Genomic DNA, 17,873 nt, shown 5'->3' with positions numbered 1-17,873 from the left:
AAACCATAGTTTTGAAGAAAATAAAAATAGTGGAGGGAGTCAAATGGTAAAACAAAAATTCAAAAAATCTCTTATCGCATTTACCTTGGTACCAATGCTTATGGGTACCACAATAGTTATCTATCCATCTACTGAAGTTAAAGCTACAACTCAAGTAAATCAAACTAAACGTAATGTAATGTATTACGGTGATTGGTCTATTTGGGGTGGACAAGAAACTTTCTATCCTAAAGATATCCCAGCAAAACAATTGACACATTTAAATTTTGCGTTTTTAGATTTTAACGCTGATGGAAGTTTAAAATTTACAGATGCTCAAGCAAGTCTTGGTGCACCAGTTGGAATGCCTGAAGTACAATGGAATTCTGCAAATGCTGGCTTAATAAATGCATTCCAAGAATTAAGAGCTGAAAATCCAAACTTAAAAATAGGTATTTCTCTAGGCGGTTGGTCTAAGTCTGGCGACTTTTCTACTGTAGCAGCTAACAGTTCTACTAGAGCTAAATTTGTTGAAAACGTTATGAAATTTATTGATTACGCTAATATGGATTTTGTTGACATCGACTGGGAATACCCTGGTTCTGTTAGAGAACCTGATCTTATAGATAACGAAAGAGATGAAGGTACAAAATATTCTACTCCTGAAGACAAACAAAATTATGTTCTTTTACTACAAGATTTTAGAAAAGCTCTAAATGAACAAGGTCCTAAAGTTGGTAAATCTTATGAACTATCTGTAGCTATCCCTGCCCCAAAGAAAAGGTTAGATGCAGGTATTGATATTAAAAAAGTATTTGAAACTGTAGATTTTGCTAATATAATGACCTATGATATGAGAGGTGCTTGGGATGATACAAGCGGACATCAAACTGGCCTTTATCCTAATCCAAATGATCCAACTAAGGGCGCTGGTCTATCTATAGATGAAAGTGTTAAGTATCTTTTAAGCAATGGCGCAACAGCTAATAAAGTTGTTGTTGGTGCAGCTTATTACACCCGTGGCTGGCAAAAGGTTTCTAAAGGACCAGATTCTAAGACCCCTGGTTTATATGGTACAGCTGAACAAGTGACTAAGGATGCTGATGGTACTCCTGCAAGAGGAGCTACTAACGAAGCACCTTTGAAACCTGGTGATGGTGGGCGTATAGGTGGAGTATGGGCTTATAGAAGCTTAAATAAATTAAAAGCTACATTCCCTGGACTTAAAGAGTATTGGGATGATACAGCTAAAGCTCCATATTTATATGATGAAAATGGTGGTGCTTTCTTCACCTATGATAATCCTAGATCAATAGCAGAAAAAACCAAATACGTTAACGAAAATAATTTAGGTGGTATGATAGGATGGATGTCATCTCAAGATGCTCCAACTTCTACAAGTGTCCGTGATGAATTGACTAATGCTACTAAAAATGGTTTATACAGCTCTGCAGAACTTCCAAAACACGATATAGTCTATAAAAACTTGAATGTCACAGCTAAAGTAACTCCATATGCTGAAGGCTGGGGTACAGGAGGCGGTTATCAAGTAACCATTACAAACAATGAGAAACTTCAGGAATCTGGTGAAGTTTTAAGTGGTGTAGAAAAGGCTGCAGAAACCATAAAAACACCTAAACTATATATAAAGAGTACTGATGGTCCTTTACAATCTGGTGAATATACTGCTGGTACCGTTAGCTACGAAAATGGTTATACAGTAGTAGATATATCTACTGTTTATGAAGCAAAAACATTAGAACCTGGAAAAACTTATTCCTTTAAATTAAAGACAAGCACTGCTCCAAAAGATATCTCTGCTATCCAAAGCATAGAGTTATCTCAACGTATCCATAAGGGCGCTGTTGAAATAGCTAGACAAAATATCTTTGGAACCACTAATCCTAATGAAAATTCTGCTCCTTCTATTTCAGGTGTTGCTAATAAAACTATAAATGTTGGTGACAGTTTTAATCCACTAGAAGGTGTAACTGCAAGTGATAGAGAAGATGGTGATTTAACAAGTAAAATATCTATTACAGGTTCAGTAAATACAAATATAGTTGGAACCTATACTCTAAAATACTCAGTTACTGATAGTAAAGGTTTATCTACAACTGCAGATAGAATAATTACCGTTACTAAGTCAGAAATCCCAAATACAGCACCCACAATTTCAGGTGCTACTAACAAAACAATAAATATTGGTGAAAATTTCGATCCTAAATCTGGTGTTACTGCAACAGACAAAGAGGATGGAATCTTAACTAATAAAATAGTTATTACAGGTAGTGTAAATAACAATTTAGCTGGCGATTACACTTTAACTTATTCAGTTACTGATAGTAAAGGTCTATCTACAACTGTAACTAGGATAATTACTGTTAAAAATACAGCTCCTTCAACTGATGCATGGACTGTTGGAAAAACTTATAAAGCAGGAGATATTGTTTCTTATAATGGAAAATCCTATAAATGCCTACAACCTCACACTGCATTATTAGGATGGGATCCTGCCAGTGTTCCTTCCTTATGGCAACAACTATAACTTAGCTATTTAATGGGCATAAAAGAAAATTAAATATATAAAATACAGTAGCGCTATGAAAACTTTATGATTCATAGCGCTACATATATAACAAAACTTAAAGTATCTAGTTATGGTGTTAATCTTGTTCTATCTCTAGTTATTAAAGTTGCTTCTCTTATATTTTCTAAATCTAATAATTGAGCTGTGATTCTCTCTAATCCTATAGCGAGTCCTCCATGTTTGGGCATACCGTATTTAAAAACTTCAGTATAACTTTCATAATTTTCAGGACTTAAACCTTTATATACAATATTTTTTATTAAATTATCATAATCGTGAATTCTTTGCCCTCCCGTTGTTATTTCTACACCTCTAAATAACAAATCAAAACTATGAGTTTCCTCTTCTCCACAAGGCATAGTATACATAGGTCTCTTTTTTCTTGGATAATGGGTTAAAAACAAAAAGTCTGAATCTAACTTTTCTTTTACATATCTCCCTAATAACTTTTCAGCTTCTGGATCTAAATCTCCTTCTAAATCATTTTTATTATATTCTCTCTTCAATAATTCTATAGCTTCATTAAATTTCATTGTAGGTATGGGTTTATCTATTATAGGAATATTTACTTTTAAAACATCTAAACAAGATTTGCCTTCATTTTTAACATTTTTCAATATAATTTTTAACAATTCTTCTTCCATCTTCATTATATCTTTTTCATCCTCTATAAATCCCATTTCAAAATCCATGCTTACATATTCATTTAAATGCCTACTTGTATTATGCTCCTCTGCTCTATATACATGAGCAACTTCAAAAACTCTTTCAAAACCTGCGCCTACCATCATTTGTTTGTAAAATTGAGGACTTTGTGCAAGATATGCTTCCTTTTCAAAATATTTAAGTTTAAAAACTTCTGTTCCTCCTTCAGCCCCCTCTGATACAAGTTTTGGTGTAAATATTTCTGTAAAACCTTCTTTAGATAAAAACTCCCTGAAGCTTCTAACTATTATATTTTGAATCTTGAAAATAGCATTTATTTTTTGATGCCTTAAGCTTAAAACTCTATTATTAAGCATAGTTTCTAAATTTATATCTAAATCTTCCTTATTTAATTCTATAGGTAATTCACATTTTACTGAATTAATAATATTTATTTTTTCTATTAAAACTTCAAAATTATTAAATACATTTTCCCCTGTTTTTACTTCTCCATTAACCTCTACAACTGATTCTAACTTTAAATCTGATATATCAAAGCTATTATTATCTGCAACACATTGAACAAAACCTGTTCTATCTCTTAAGATTATAAAGCTAATAGATTTTAACCTTCTTATACGATGAACAAATCCTTGTATCACCACTTTTTCATTTATATATTTTTTTAATTCATTTACCATAATTCTACTCATATTTTTAGCCTCCTTTAAATTAACAAAGCCCCTTGAGATTATAATCTCAAGGGGCGAAATTATCGCGGTACCACCCTTTTTTCTATAATAATTAATCTTAATTAAATTAATCAAATACCTAAAATGAAATGAGCTCTATTTCATTTAATAAAACAAAAAACTTCCACTCCATATAGGAGTGAAAGTAATATTCACGGTACCATCCTAATTTAACTAAGTAATAATTAACTAAGTTATCTCTACTACTATTTAACGGAGTAACCCGATTTATCCTACTTTTTAATTTTCAGATAAATATGTCCAGGATGTCTTTCAATATTAAACTTCTCATAGAGCTCTCACCATCCTCTACTCGCTTAGGATACTAATCAATATTTACTCTTCCCTTCAATCAATTGTTAATATTTGTTTACTATATGATATTCCTTTACTTTTATCTTGTCAACTAATTTGAAAAATTATTCTATAATTAATTCTTGTCCTGTTTTAAAATACTCTATATCTTCATTTAATAAATTTTTCATGAGTTTAAATGCCTTCATTCCTGTACAATGACATGTATATATTTTTTCAACCTCTAAAGCTTTTAAGTTTTTAATTACCTGATTTATATAGTCCTCTGTACAATTTATGGAGTTCATTCCAAGAGTTCCTTTCATATGGAACCCTCCTATTATAGCTTTAATATTCATATGAGGATATAGTTCTTTCACAGTAGCCACTATATTCACTATTCCATTATGGCTACAAGAACTCAGAATAACACCTTTTCCATTTAAATTAACCAATACAAAAAGTTCATGTTTAAAATCATCTTCCACAATTCCTTTATCAGTTGATTTACATAAGGATTTATCTTTGCAGAAAAAAGCTTTATCTTGCACTTTATTCGATAATAATGTTACCCCGCCATCAAGTTCTAATTTTTCATTTATAAATACAAAGTTCTCCTTATACTTATCAAAAAGTTTGTCTTTATTACCTATTAATAAATTAAAAAATAATATTTTTTTATAATAATCATTTTTAGCCTCAGCCTTTATATAAATTTTCACCTTAGGATTTAAAGTTATAAGTTTTTCTAATCCACCTATATGGTCATAGTGATTATGGGAAATAATTACTGCATCTATATTCATAAGATCCACATTTAATTTGGCAGCATTTTTAATGAAATCACCACTTGCTCCAGTATCTAACAAATACTTCTTATCATTAATTTCTATATAAAGGGATAAACCATGTTCACTTTTTAACTCTCTATTTGTACATGTGTTTTCTATTAGTGATATTACTTTCATCTAACATTCACCTGCCTTCTTGGTTCCTAATTCTTCTTTTATAAAACTTAAAGCTAAAGTTTCCCTTTGAGTCCAAGCTCTTTTTTCTCTAGATTCATCCTGTAATAATTCTTTATTCTCTATAATTGCTTTTTCTATATCCACAAATTCAGGTTTAAATTCTAAATCAGCTTCATAATCATCTAAGCTTTGATTAGTCTTATCTACCTCTATAGTACATAAATAATAATGAGATACCATTTCAAAAATGCAATTTTCCTCATAGCTGTCATTAAAACGTTCTACTATTACTCCCAACTTCTCATTAATAGTCTTCACCCTATAGCCAGTTTCTTCTAAAACTTCCCTTTTAAGAGCCTCATCATAGTTTTCTAACGCCTTAACACCTCCACCTGGAAACTTATAATCACCAAGCTTTGAATGAACCATAAGCAAATTATTGCCTTTCAAAATAACTGCCCTTACAGCTATTCTTTTAGTTATTTTTATGCTTGAACCAGATGAAAAATCACTCTTATCAATTACTTTATTAAAAATCATAAAATACCCCCAATAAAAATAATCTTATATTTTTATTTAATTCTAAAAAATCTTTAAAGAGTTATAAAATTCTATAAGACAATTAAAGTATCAAAAATTAATAAACTAAGCTCTATTTAAATTCTTAAAATAAATATCTTTAGTTATATAATACAAATCTAAATTTCCAAAACTTCCATCTCTACGTTTAGTAAACTCATTTAATGTTGCCTCATATATCATTCCAACCTTTTGCATTACCTTACCTGAACCAGGATTTTTCACATCATGTCTTAACTGAATTCTATGAATCCCAACTTCATAAAAGAAAAAATTTAGTAATGCTTTTAAAGCTTCAGTCATAATACCTTTTCCCCAAAAACTTTTTCCAATACAATACCCTATTTCACAACGTTCATTTGTTTCGCATACATTAAATGCACCTATTGAACCTATTGGTTCATTTTTATCTTTCAAAGTAATCGCCCAATTATAACTATTATTTTCTAAATATCCCTCAGTCCACTCTTTTAAAATATCACGTGTATCATATATATCCTTATGTGGTCCCCAACTTAAAAATTTACAAACCTCAATATCATTACACCAATTTTTAAACATGGCCTCAGCATCATTCTGTTTAAAAGGTCTTAATATTAACCTTTCTGTTTCTATAATTACAGTCCCCTTATGATTTAACATAATATAGCCCCCTTATATTTACTCTACAATTTTTTTAATTTCTTCAACTATAGTATCTATATCTTTATTGGTTGTATCTATTTTTATAGTATCCATGTTTTCATACATAGCTAATTTTTCTAAGCTTCTTCTTATATTATCTTCATCTCTTAAGCCTTCATTAATATCATTTTCTATACGATTTATAAGAGTTTCTTTAGAACACATTAATGTTATCTTATATAACTTAAAATTTATACACTTTATATTCTGTAATATGTCTTTCATTATATTTTCACTGTGGATAACCCAGTTAAACACTACATAATCTGTGGATGAATTCTTAAGAAAATTATTTAATATAAAACTTATATTATCTATTACCATTTTTTTATTTTCCTCATTGACTACAAATGGATTCATCAACCAAACATTATCTCCATCTAACCAAAAAGAATTTTCTAAGTTTTTGTAAAGATCTTTTGAGATAGTAGTCTTTCCTACTCCCATAACTCCATTTATAATAATCAATTTTTTCATAAATCTTCTCCTAAAAACAAATTTATCGATTATACCTATATACTTATATCAAAATTATAATATTAATTATATTACTTTTTTTACTTTTATTACAACAAAATTTTATTAATAAAAAATGGGCCCTTCAAATGAATGGGCCCATTTTTTCTCTATTTGTTAACTACTATTTTTTTGATTTTATATCTTTGTTATTTACTTTATCATTTTTGTTATTTTTAATATCTTGATTTTCCTTATCTTCCTTATTATGAATGATGTTTTTATCTGTGTTACTTTCTTTACTCTCTACAGCATTCTTTTGTTCATTTTTAGTATTAGGTTCCCTACTATTTATTTCTTCTTTTCTCTGATTATTTCCTTGTTTATCATTGTTTCCCTTTGATTCGCTGTTCTTGTCAGTAGGTTTATTATTAACATTACTTTTATTATCTATATCTTCATTTTTCTTGTTAACTTCCTCTTTACTTTCTATATTATCCTCATTATCCTTTTTCTCCTCTCCAATATTCTCTCCAAATTCTTTTTTATATTCTTTACCATTTTCACTTATAACTGTATTCAATTTTTTCTCAGTAATATATTCTTCAAATTTATTTATATCTATATTCTTTTTATAATTGGTTCCCACTATTGTTAGAATAATTTTTTTCCCATCTGAATTATAACTATTATTTATAAAATTATCTTTGGTAGCTTCATCAATTATCTCCACTAACGCATCATCTAAATTTTTATTTTTAAGAGATAAATTTTTAAGTAATATTGTTCCATCTTCGTTAATAGGAGTAGATTTTAAAACTCTATCAAATCTATTAATCTCTAATTTTAATTTAGGGTTTATACTAACATCTACTGTTGCAACTGGAGTAAAATAAGCATATGCACTTCCCCCAGATAATATTATTATAAAAAACATAGCCGCTATTATTAGTGGTTTTAGTTTATTACTAGACTTTTTTATCTCTCCAGTATAGGCTTCACCAATTTTAGGAATATTTTTATGACAAACAACACTAACAAATTCTCCAGTATTTGTTAGTATTGTAGCTGTATTTCTTTCTACACTTAAAACAATTCCTGTTTTACTCATTGTTTTCACCTACCTTTATATTTAAATATGATTTTATATAGGTATATTCATTATTTGAAAGTATCAAAATTAATACTAAAATATATTTTCTCCACTTTTCTACAAGCTTTCTATTCGTAGTTGTAAGTAACATTATTTCTTTCACTGGTAGCTTCCTTTTAGCCTTAATATAATCAATTATTGGTCCTTGCTTAGAGCACTTAAATGCTATATTTAAAAGTGTATTTCTAGTATCAATATGGACTGGTGATGCTTCAACTAAATCATTAAAACTTAATTTATAATTAAGTAGCTCTTTAGATAATGCCTTTATTTCTTCAGCTTTTATAAGATTTTCCTTTTGTTTTTCAAATTCAATTAATGAATTTTTATTATCTATATAATCAGCAGTTTCATCGTCTTCTTTAAACATTACATGTGGAGTACTTTTTGATTTCCTAAAAAAATCTATTAAAGCGTTTTTTATAAGTACATTTGTATACGATAAAAAATTTCCTTTACTATTATCATATGTATCACATGCATTGTTAAAGGCTATTAACGCAATACTTAATTCATCATCATTATTCCAATCTAATCTTCTACCACACACTTTACATGCAATAGAATATATATATCCTTTATTTTCATCTATAAGCTTACTCCTATTTTCAGGCTCTAACTGTTTTACTTCCATAGCATCACCTCTTTATAATTTATACGTATAGTATTTTGTTTTTTAAGGGGTATTAACCTAACTATATTTAAACCTTAATTACAAAATTGTCTTCGCTAATTTTGTATCTTCAAATTGTAATATCTTTGTTAATTTAACTCTTTTATAACTATTCATTACTTTATTATATATCGCAAAAAAAATGCTTTTCATTATGCTTTGTGTCAAGTGTCCTTTTGGTTTTATAGGATTTTTTTTTCATCTTTAAAGGTATGTAAAACATTTTTCTACATACTTATTTTCTTTCCATTTTCAAAAAATTGTAAATTTGGTTTTATTAATTAAATAATTTTATATTAATTATTTAAGATTTAGTTTTATATTAATTATTTATGTGCAAAATACTAAGGAATCTAAAAAAAGGGAAGTGAATTAATTTGGCTTATGATATTACTGATATAATTGATAAGGCTATTAATATTGCTAATAAACGAAAAAAAATATATATAAAAATAGCTGAGACCTCTAATAATGATTGTGTAAAAGTTTTTTCAAATGTCTTGGTTAAAAATGTTGATAGAAATATATCTTATTATGAAACTTTAAAAAGCCAGGTTACGAATAATACCATTGAAGAAATTGGAATTGACATATATGATAAAATATCATTTTTAATAAATGAATTTAATAATAGACACTATACACCTGAAATAAATAATACAAAAGATTTTCTTAAATTTTCTATAAACTTTGAAAAGGATATAGACGCATTATTTATAGATATTCAAGGACGTTTAGTAAAAACTTCAAATGATACTGATAGCATTACTTATAATTCCTTATATGAAATAATTAAAGCTAAAGAAAATCTTATTAAAAGTTTAGAGCAACTTTCAAAATACAATTAATATAGAAAATTATTGCTTTTTTATAAAATTAATTATACATATAATTATTAATCACCAGCATTTCAATCTATTTCCAAGCAAGAAACTAATTCTATAATACCTCAATACACCTAAACTTTTATTAAATTAAATGTATTATTACAGTAACATTTGTTAATAATTATCTTTATTATTGGTTAAAATAAGCTTTTTTATATAAATTTTGAGTAGAATATAAAACTAAAGAAAGTTCAAAACTATAAGTAATAAATCCATTCAAGGATTTTTAAATTGATTTATTATCTTAAAACTATAACATACTAAATGAACTATAAGAGGAGGAAGAAAAATGAAAAAAAATAAAATAACATCTCTTATTTTAACTTTAGGTTTAGTAGCAGGACTTTCTCAAGTCGCATTTGCAGCACCAAATGATGACGTATTAACCGCTTTAAGAAATTCCAGTATTCCATCAATATATATAACAAAAGCTGAGAATTATTTGAAAACAATTACTTTAACAGCTGATCAAGCAAGCGCTGTCTCAACTCAAATTGATAAAGTAAAAGAAATTACAACTAGAGAAAATACAACAGATTTATCTAAATTAAGCGATACCGGAAAACAAGAAGCATTAGCTGCGATACAATCAGCTGCAAAAGCTGTTGGTCTAACTGCTAGTATAACACAAACAGCCAACGGAGATTATAATATTAAATTAGTTGATGCTAATGGTAATGAAGTACTAAATATATCTTCAAATGAAGCTATAATGAAAAAAACAGGTAATAATAGTTACTTGTTCATATTAGGTAGTGTTATGTTAGGTATTGCCTCAAGTTCTTTATTTGTAATAAAGAAATCTTTATAAAATTCTTGATTATACAATAGTTAATTAATATATAAAAATTGTTGTGGAGGTATATATGAAAAATAAAAAAAAATCATCAAATAGTATCTCTACGAAAAAAAAGAAAATAGGAATTCTTTTAGGAATTCCTATTCTCCTTTTTTTATGTGGTGTATCATTGATCTACATAGCTAGTTGGAATTATATTAATCAAGCTTTCTTTATCTCAAGGTTATTTTTACAAGAAGAATATAAACCTACTACTAAATCAAATTTAAATAAAGAAGAGAACAAACAAAAATATAAATATCCAAGTTTAGGAGAGCAATTTGGCAATTTAATAATTCAAAATGCCAATATAAATTACCCTATTATACATGGTGATAGTCAGAAAGATTTATTAAACGGTATCGGTCATTATGATGGATCTAAATATCCAGGTGAAGGTGGAAATATAGTTCTTGCAGGACATAGAGAAACTGTATTTAAAAATTTAGGGAAAGTAAAAAAGGATGATAAAATAATTTTTAATACAAATTATGATGGTGATTATATTTATAAAGTTGTTGATATAAAAATTGTTGATGCTAAAGATACTTCAATAGTTGTTCCTTCCCAAACTGAAAAACTTACTCTGTATACCTGTTATCCATTTAATACAATTGGATATACCCCTCAAAGATATGTAGTAATTGCTATACCTGCTGAAAAAGGAGGGCAATAATTAAATGAAAAAATTCAAAAAAATCTTTTTATTTATTATAAGTTTTTTATTAATGTTTTCCTTAGTAATATTGCAATTTAGTATATTTATTAGGTTCAGGTTGCTTAACGAAAACTTTTATGTCTCTACATTAGAAAAAAATAATTACTATAAATATTTAAATGAAAATATAAATACTAATTTCAAAACTCTTAGCGCTTTATCGGCAATTCCAGAAAGTGTATTTAAAGATTCAATCTCTGAACAATTAATAAAAACCGAAACTACTAATAATATAAAAAATGCTATAAATTTTATGGTTCTAAAAAAAGATACTACTAATAATGGCATAGATTTAACTGAATTTGAAAAAAACTTATCAAATAATATTTTAAATTATGCTAAAGCTAATAACATAGAAATTAATAACAATATTCAAACCCAAGTAAAAACTGTATCTACGGATACAACTAACATCTTAAATAACCATGTAAATATATTTAACATAAATCAAGTAAAAAAAATTAATCAATTTATTAAATTTAGAGATATTTTAAATATTATATATAATTCTGTTCATTGGTTTTTATTAATGTCAATATTTCTAATAGGTATAATCGTCACACTTAATAGAAGAGCTCCTTGGAGAGATTTATTTTGGATAGGCAGTAGTTTAATCTCTTCTGGTGCATTAATCTTATTGCCTGGAATATTAGGATTTTTATTCAAAGTTCCTTACAGGCTTGCTATAGATATATCTTATATAAAAGAAGCTCTTAAAGACTTTTTAAGTGGGTATTTTTATTTTTCTATCTCTTCAGGGCTCATAATGATAACTTTAGGTATTTTAATGCTTTTTGTTTATTTCAACATCAGTATGAAAAAAAGATTAAATATAAAAGAAACTTAATATAGAAATAAAAAGGTTTAAAATGCTTTAAACCTTTTTATTTCTATTTAGTATGAAATCTAATTTTAAATCCTATACTATTTAAATAATAGTTATTAAAAACTTAATGTTTTTAAAAATCTCTTTTAAAATGGTACACTTTTTGATTCTATTTACGAAGATTATAATAGGGTAATAAAAATATGTGGAGGGAAAGTTATGTTCAAAAAGAAACAAATTATATTTTTAATAATAATATCTATTATTTTTATTGGTGTTGGTGGTGTAGGAGCTTATAAAGTTTTTACTACTAAAACTAGGCCAAAAATGATTACAGATTTTCAGACTTATTTAACTGACCATACTAAAAATTCCGAAAATTATATACTGGGTAAAAATGAAGCTATGTATAGGTCTTTAATTAGTGAAGGTGAACAATGTATTAATGATGGTGATATATCTAAGATTGAAGATCTTAAAAATAGAATTAATAGATTAGAAGATGTTATAGCAAGCGATAATACTTATAATCTAAATGTAACCATAGATGAAATAAAAAAAGTAAATAAAGAAAGTTGGGACTATTCAAAGATAAATGAATTAGATTCTAAAATAGATGAAATAAATAATTTGATTGCTAAAAAGAAGTTTAAAGAAGCTTCTAACAAAATACAAGAAATAAAATCTACTATGAATTTAAATATAAATAACAATCATAATGTATCTTCTGATGTAAAACTTGAAGAAACTAATTCAAACATTACTACTAAGCCTCTATTAAGCAAAATTAATGACCCTGCTTTAGATGCTGCTAAAGAATTAATTTTAAAAGAAGATGGTGTTTTTGCTAATAAAGAGATGAAGGCTGGAAGTATGCTATACGCAGAAGATCTTAAACCTAATACAATTAATCGCTATAATATAAATGAAGATATATTTTACTTTGGTTTTAATAATCCAACGATTACAAAAAACAGTGGCTTAACTTCGTTTTATTATGTGGGAAAAACAAGTAAAAATGTTTATAGATGTTCAAATCCTAACTCTGAATCAAGCGAACTTTATTTAATTAAAAATAATTCAATAGTAAAAACTTTCAAGTAATTGTATAAAACAAACCATTATGTTATCTAGATAACATAATGGTTTGTTTTATGTTATAAATATTATTGTTTCACATAGATAATATTTGAAATTTTTCTCTCTCCATTGCTAGGTTTATTGATTATTTCACCCTTGTAATACATAGTTGATGAAGCTCCACCATCCAGGTTTATTGCATTTTTTACACCATGTTCTAACATTGTATCTTGAACATCTTTTAAACTTGCCCCAACAGTTGTTTGTTGCCCACCATCAATTACAAGCAACATAATACTTCCATCACTTTTCTGACCTATAGCAGTTCTAGAATTAACAGCATTATCTTCTACATTATTTATCTGCCCAACACCATTAGATACTAGCACTATATTACCTGAAACTGCATTTACTGCCTTTAATTTTTTTAAATCTCCTGTACTATAGTTTCCAACTATTAATTCTCCATTTTCGTTAATAGCTGCAACTCCCCTTTTAGTATCATCTTCATTCTCAATACTTCCCTTAACTATTAGACTTCCAAATGGAGTTACTACTCCACCTTCTTCCTTAAATACCCCTCCATTAATAGCCACATCTGCTCCACATAAAGCTGCCAGATTTTTTACAGTATCACCCTTTTGTGCATATCCAATTTTCAACGATTTAGGATCTTTTATTTCTAATATGTTTCCTGTAAATCTTTTGTTTTTTACCTCAATTTTTTTTATGTCTCCCTCTTGTTTAGACTGTTTCTTCACATCACTTACTTCAACTTCTCCCCCTTCTAATAAAACTGTTTTCTTTTTAAAACCACATTCACTAAATACTAAAGCTAGTACTAAAACAATCATTGCCGTAATAATTGATCTTGAAATTTTATAGTGAGTCTTCATACCAATACCTCCAAAACATTATTTTTCCTAGAGCTCTTATTTTAATTTTAAAATTCAATTGTATCTATCTTTAACATAGTTGTTTCTAAGTTGTAAATTTATATATTTTTTTCTTCTATGAGTTTTATACTTACTTTAGTACCGTATTTTAGTTTACTTTGTATAGAAAGGCTTCCCTTGTGCTTGTTTAATATATCTTTAGATATTACTAGTCCAAGGCCTCTGCTCCCTAGCTCTGACGAGTTGAAATTACTAATTTTATAATTTGGGTTAAAAAGATTTTTTAAATTTTCCTCATCTATACCTTTTCCTTCATCCTCTATTATAATTTCTATCCACTCTTCTATCCTAAATAACCTAACTTCTATCTTAGAATTTTCCACACCATATTTTATTGAATTATCAATTATATTTATAAAAACCTGTTTTAATTTATCTTTACTTCCTTTAACATATCTGTTCCCCTCTATGTTTTTATTTATTGCTATATTGTATTTTCTAGCTTTTACTTTCATATCTTCACAAGTAACATCAAGTAAATATGATATATTTATAACCTCAAAACTTTCTTCTATATTTTCATCTTGAAGCTTAGATTTTTCTATCAAGGTAATTACCATGCTTCTGAGTCTCTTACTTTCATAAATTATATGATTAATGCCTTTATAAAAAAATTCTTCATCCTCTTTAAAGCCATTTTCTTTAATAACCTCAGCATATCCTAAAATAGTTGTTAGGGGTGTTTTTAGTTCATGAGTTACATTATCAAAAAACTTTTTTCTATGATTTTCAAGTTCCTTAATAGCTTTATTATCACTTTTTATCTGCTTCATCTGCCCCTCAATCTTCTCAGTCATATAACAAAAGTTATCAAACAAATCCCCAACCTCATCTTTTGAATTAATTATTTTATCTATCTTAAATTGTCCGTTAGCTATATTCTTTGTTAAGACAGTTAATTTTTCTATTGGTACTGTTATGTATCTTGCTAATAAAAATGATAAAGCTAATATAATTAAAAATAATATTGCTGAAAATATCTTTATAATACTTATTAAATCATTTGATGAATTGTATAAATCTGAATAATCTATAATATATCTAATAATTCCACAAGTTTTACTATCTATTTTAATTGGATAAGATAGACTAACTAAAGCCTTAGAACTTTCATAATCAATAGAATATGCTACGCTATCATTTTTAGCCTTATCTAAGTCATCTTCATCTAAAACTTTAGCTGACTCAAGCTTTGATGAATCATTCATTAACATTCCTTCTTTTGAGTATAACATTACCCTATTACCTATTTTATAACTGAGCTCCTCTATTATTTCATTACTATTATTCTTAATAAAATCATCCTTGTTAGAATTATTCCTTAAGTATATTTGCCTTAAATAAATATCTGAGTGTTTCTTTATATCTACTACTTCTTTCTTTATAACAAGCTCATTATTTTTATTTACCTTTAAATTAATAAAATAAGTTAACCCAACTAAAAACAAACCTAATAATATAAAAAACCCCCCAACTATTTTATGCCTTATACTCAACCTCAACCTTATTCTCCTCTCTAATTTTTAATAAGCTTATACCCTATCCCAAATACAGTTTCTATAATATTTATCGATTTACCTCCACAAAGTTTTTTTCTAAGTCTTTGAACATGAATATCAACAGTTCTCGTATCCCCAACATATTCGAACCCCCAAACTTTATCCAAAAGTTCATTTCTTGAAAAAACTCTTCCCCTATTTTGTGCTAATAAAAGAAGCAAATCATATTCTTTGGGTGTTAATTCAATATTCTTATTGCAGTTTTTGACTCTATGTTCATCTTGAATAAGTTCTATATCATCATTAATCCATATACTCTTGAAATTTTTATTTTCTGTATTTTTGATAACTACATCTATTCTCCTAAATATTGATCTTATTCTTATAATTACTTCTCTCATATCAAAAGGTTTTGTTATATAATCATCAGCCCCAAGCTCTAAACCTAATATTTTGTCAGTAATATCTGCCCTTGCTGTTAAAATTATTATAGGTATACTATAGGTTTTATTGATTTCCCTACAAACATCAAAACCACTTATATCTGGGAGCATTAAGTCTAAAATAATCAAATCAGGTTTGAAACTATTTAAGGAATTCAAAACATCTTGTCCTTTATTTGTCCATTTAGTTACAAAACCTTCTTTTCTCAATGAATATCCTATTAAATCAGCAATAGGTGCTTCATCCTCTACTATTAATATTTTTTTACTTGAAATCCTATCCATAAACCTTCACCCTTATAATTGTATTTATTAATAATTATAACTTACACTTGTTTCCAAGTTGTAACAAATTTCATTTAATGTTATTCTTAAACTTAAAGGAAAATTTATGTTATATTCTTGTTGTTATTGCTATAATAAAATAAGAGAATTTTATAAAGATAAGGAGTTGTTAAAATGAGTGAATTCTTAGAAATAAAACCCGAAGAACTTAATGAAAATCCGTTTAAACTTATAGGCAAGGACTGGATGCTTATAACAGCAAAAAAAGAAGATAAAGTAAATACTATGACTGCTTCTTGGGGAGGCTTAGGCGTTATGTGGGGCAAAAATGTAGCTTATATAGTTATAAGACCTCAACGTTACACAAAGGAATTTATAGATTCATCTAATAAATTCTCTTTAACATTTTTTGATGATAGTTTTAAGAAAGATCTTGGCTATCTTGGAAAAGTATCCGGAAGAGATGAAGACAAAATTGCGAGTACTAGCTTAAACGTTACTGAAATAGACAACATACCTTACTTCCAAGAAGGAAAGCTTGTACTTGTTTGCAAAAAATTGTATGCTCAAGAATTTAAAGAAGAATGCTTTATAGATAATGAGTCAAATGAAAAATGGTATCCTAATAAAGATTATCACACTCTATATGTAGCTGAAATAGAAAAAGTCCTTCTAAAAAAATAATCAAAAAAGAGTTAGGCTATATTCACTCTACTGAAAATAGCCTAACTCTTATATAAAATAAATATATACTTATATTATAATTTAAGTGTTTTTAATGCCTCATTCTTTGCCTTTTGCCTTCTCCAAATAATAAGCAATATAATTATCATTACAATCATCATTACAATTATATTAAATAAAATATCTATATAATATCTTGTATCCTTACTTTTTTCTTTGCCCTTCTCTTCGGTTTTTAGTACCTTTTTTTCTACATCTTTATTATTAGTATTTTGTTGATACTCCTTCTTTTCATCATTTTTAGAAGCTTTAGTAATAAGTATTTCTGCATTCTTATGTTCTACATTTATTGTTACTTTTTTATTTGTACAATCTGCTACACTTGCTCTTACTTTCATTTCTGGTTGCGTAGTCTCAACATTTATTGATGGCGTAACAACATTTACTAGTGGTACTACAATTCCTGATTGTATATAATTAATTACTATAAAATCAATTATTTCATTACCAGCATTATCTTTTGCCATAAAGTAATATGTCCCATTCTGACTTACTTCATAAACTGTCTTACTTCCTAATATTATTTTTCCATCTGGAAGTTTTATTGATTGTATTTTACTCTCAGCATCTTCTGCTTCTATATTTATCTTAACGCTTCCTGTTAATACACCACTTGTATCTGCTTGAATTTTTAACTTAGGTTTAATATTATCTATATTACTTATTACTACATCCCTTTTACTTACATTTCCTTTTTTATCTTTTGCCTCAAAAGTATATACTCCATTTTTATCTACTTCATATGAAGCTGTACTTTGATTTATTATACTTCCATCTGGCTTAGTTATTGTGTCTACTCCACTTTCAATGTCTATGGCTTCTAC

Annotated in this window: 17 protein-coding genes, 1 pseudogene and 1 other annotated feature; of the genes and pseudogenes, 7 read left to right on the top strand and 11 right to left on the bottom strand. The window is 27.4% G+C overall.

Annotated elements, in window-relative coordinates:
• Window positions 1-43 precede the first annotated feature (43 nt).
• The gene (locus BUB01_RS21815; protein ID WP_084109123.1) at window positions 44-2,527 is read left to right on the top strand and encodes a glycosyl hydrolase family 18 protein; all 2,484 of its coding nucleotides are present in this window, start codon (window positions 44-46) and stop codon (window positions 2,525-2,527) included.
• A gap of 110 nt (window positions 2,528-2,637) precedes the next feature.
• Here BUB01_RS21815 and aspS read toward each other — a convergent pair whose 3' ends face one another.
• The 7 genes from aspS to BUB01_RS21765 all read right to left on the bottom strand — a co-directional run bounded on the left by aspS (window position 2,638) and on the right by BUB01_RS21765 (window position 8,734).
• Complete coding sequence (gene aspS, locus BUB01_RS21795; protein WP_072993650.1) at window positions 2,638-3,927, bottom strand: aspartate--tRNA(Asn) ligase; 1,290 nt, start codon at window positions 3,925-3,927, stop codon at window positions 2,638-2,640.
• 171 nt (window positions 3,928-4,098) lie between these two features.
• Window positions 4,099-4,327 (bottom strand) — a binding site (T-box leader).
• 58 nt (window positions 4,328-4,385) lie between these two features.
• Window positions 4,386-5,228, bottom strand: coding sequence for an MBL fold metallo-hydrolase (locus tag BUB01_RS21790; RefSeq protein ID WP_072993647.1), 843 nt, complete (start codon window positions 5,226-5,228; stop codon window positions 4,386-4,388).
• Window positions 5,229-5,768 carry an NUDIX hydrolase gene (locus BUB01_RS21785; protein WP_072993645.1) on the bottom strand — a complete coding sequence of 180 codons (540 nt, stop codon included), beginning with the start codon at window positions 5,766-5,768 and terminating at the stop codon, window positions 5,229-5,231.
• A gap of 105 nt (window positions 5,769-5,873) precedes the next feature.
• Window positions 5,874-6,449: a GNAT family N-acetyltransferase gene (locus BUB01_RS21780; protein WP_072993642.1), complete on the bottom strand. Its 576-nt coding sequence runs from the start codon at window positions 6,447-6,449 to the stop codon at window positions 5,874-5,876.
• Window positions 6,450-6,467: 18 nt separating this feature from the next.
• Window positions 6,468-6,968, bottom strand: a complete 501-nt coding sequence (locus tag BUB01_RS21775) for an AAA family ATPase (protein WP_072993639.1) — start codon at window positions 6,966-6,968, stop codon at window positions 6,468-6,470.
• A 163-nt stretch (window positions 6,969-7,131) separates the two neighbouring features.
• Window positions 7,132-8,058, bottom strand: a complete 927-nt coding sequence (locus BUB01_RS21770) for an anti-sigma-I factor RsgI family protein (RefSeq protein ID WP_072993636.1) — start codon at window positions 8,056-8,058, stop codon at window positions 7,132-7,134.
• Window positions 8,051-8,734 carry a sigma factor gene (locus tag BUB01_RS21765; RefSeq protein ID WP_072993633.1) on the bottom strand — a complete coding sequence of 228 codons (684 nt, stop codon included), beginning with the start codon at window positions 8,732-8,734 and terminating at the stop codon, window positions 8,051-8,053. Before BUB01_RS21765 ends, BUB01_RS21770 begins: the two co-directional genes overlap by 8 nt.
• 416 nt (window positions 8,735-9,150) lie before the next feature.
• On the opposite strand from BUB01_RS21765, the gene BUB01_RS21760 reads away from it, so the two are divergent.
• The 5 genes from BUB01_RS21760 to BUB01_RS21740 all read left to right on the top strand — a co-directional run bounded on the left by BUB01_RS21760 (window position 9,151) and on the right by BUB01_RS21740 (window position 13,146).
• Window positions 9,151-9,621, top strand: a complete 471-nt coding sequence (locus tag BUB01_RS21760; protein ID WP_072993630.1) for a hypothetical protein — start codon at window positions 9,151-9,153, stop codon at window positions 9,619-9,621.
• 328 nt (window positions 9,622-9,949) lie between these two features.
• On the top strand, window positions 9,950-10,471 hold the full coding sequence (locus BUB01_RS21755; RefSeq protein WP_072993626.1) for a hypothetical protein: 522 nt from the start codon (window positions 9,950-9,952) through the stop codon (window positions 10,469-10,471).
• Between the two features lie 55 nt (window positions 10,472-10,526).
• Window positions 10,527-11,174 (top strand): class D sortase, encoded by a 648-nt coding sequence (locus BUB01_RS21750; RefSeq protein WP_072993621.1) that lies wholly within the window; start codon window positions 10,527-10,529, stop codon window positions 11,172-11,174.
• A 4-nt stretch (window positions 11,175-11,178) separates the two neighbouring features.
• On the top strand, window positions 11,179-12,063 hold the full coding sequence (locus BUB01_RS21745; protein WP_072993618.1) for a hypothetical protein: 885 nt from the start codon (window positions 11,179-11,181) through the stop codon (window positions 12,061-12,063).
• 198 nt (window positions 12,064-12,261) lie between these two features.
• Window positions 12,262-13,146, top strand: coding sequence for a hypothetical protein (locus tag BUB01_RS21740; RefSeq protein WP_072993615.1), 885 nt, complete (start codon window positions 12,262-12,264; stop codon window positions 13,144-13,146).
• A 62-nt stretch (window positions 13,147-13,208) separates the two neighbouring features.
• Here BUB01_RS21740 and BUB01_RS21735 read toward each other — a convergent pair whose 3' ends face one another.
• The 3 genes from BUB01_RS21735 to BUB01_RS21725 form a co-directional block, all read right to left on the bottom strand.
• A complete protein-coding gene (locus tag BUB01_RS21735; RefSeq protein ID WP_072993612.1) occupies window positions 13,209-14,018 on the bottom strand; it encodes a phosphodiester glycosidase family protein in 810 nt (269 codons plus the stop codon).
• A 98-nt stretch (window positions 14,019-14,116) separates the two neighbouring features.
• Complete coding sequence (locus BUB01_RS21730) at window positions 14,117-15,580, bottom strand: sensor histidine kinase (protein WP_072993609.1); 1,464 nt, start codon at window positions 15,578-15,580, stop codon at window positions 14,117-14,119.
• A gap of 14 nt (window positions 15,581-15,594) precedes the next feature.
• Window positions 15,595-16,305, bottom strand: coding sequence for a response regulator transcription factor (locus tag BUB01_RS21725; RefSeq protein WP_072993607.1), 711 nt, complete (start codon window positions 16,303-16,305; stop codon window positions 15,595-15,597).
• Between the two features lie 174 nt (window positions 16,306-16,479).
• Between BUB01_RS21725 and BUB01_RS21720 the strand changes: the two genes are divergently transcribed.
• On the top strand, window positions 16,480-16,989 hold the full coding sequence (locus tag BUB01_RS21720; protein WP_072993604.1) for a flavin reductase: 510 nt from the start codon (window positions 16,480-16,482) through the stop codon (window positions 16,987-16,989).
• A gap of 74 nt (window positions 16,990-17,063) precedes the next feature.
• Here the strand turns inward: BUB01_RS21720 and BUB01_RS23360 are convergent.
• A pseudogene (locus BUB01_RS23360) lies at window positions 17,064-17,873 on the bottom strand (hypothetical protein); the annotation flags it as partial.

Origin of the sequence: Clostridium cavendishii DSM 21758 (assembly GCF_900141845.1) — a bacterium.
Lineage (GTDB): Bacteria > Bacillota > Clostridia > Clostridiales > Clostridiaceae > Clostridium_AG > Clostridium_AG cavendishii.
The sequence above is the reverse complement of the archived record's forward strand: the minus strand, read 5'-3'. Positions and strand labels throughout refer to the sequence as shown.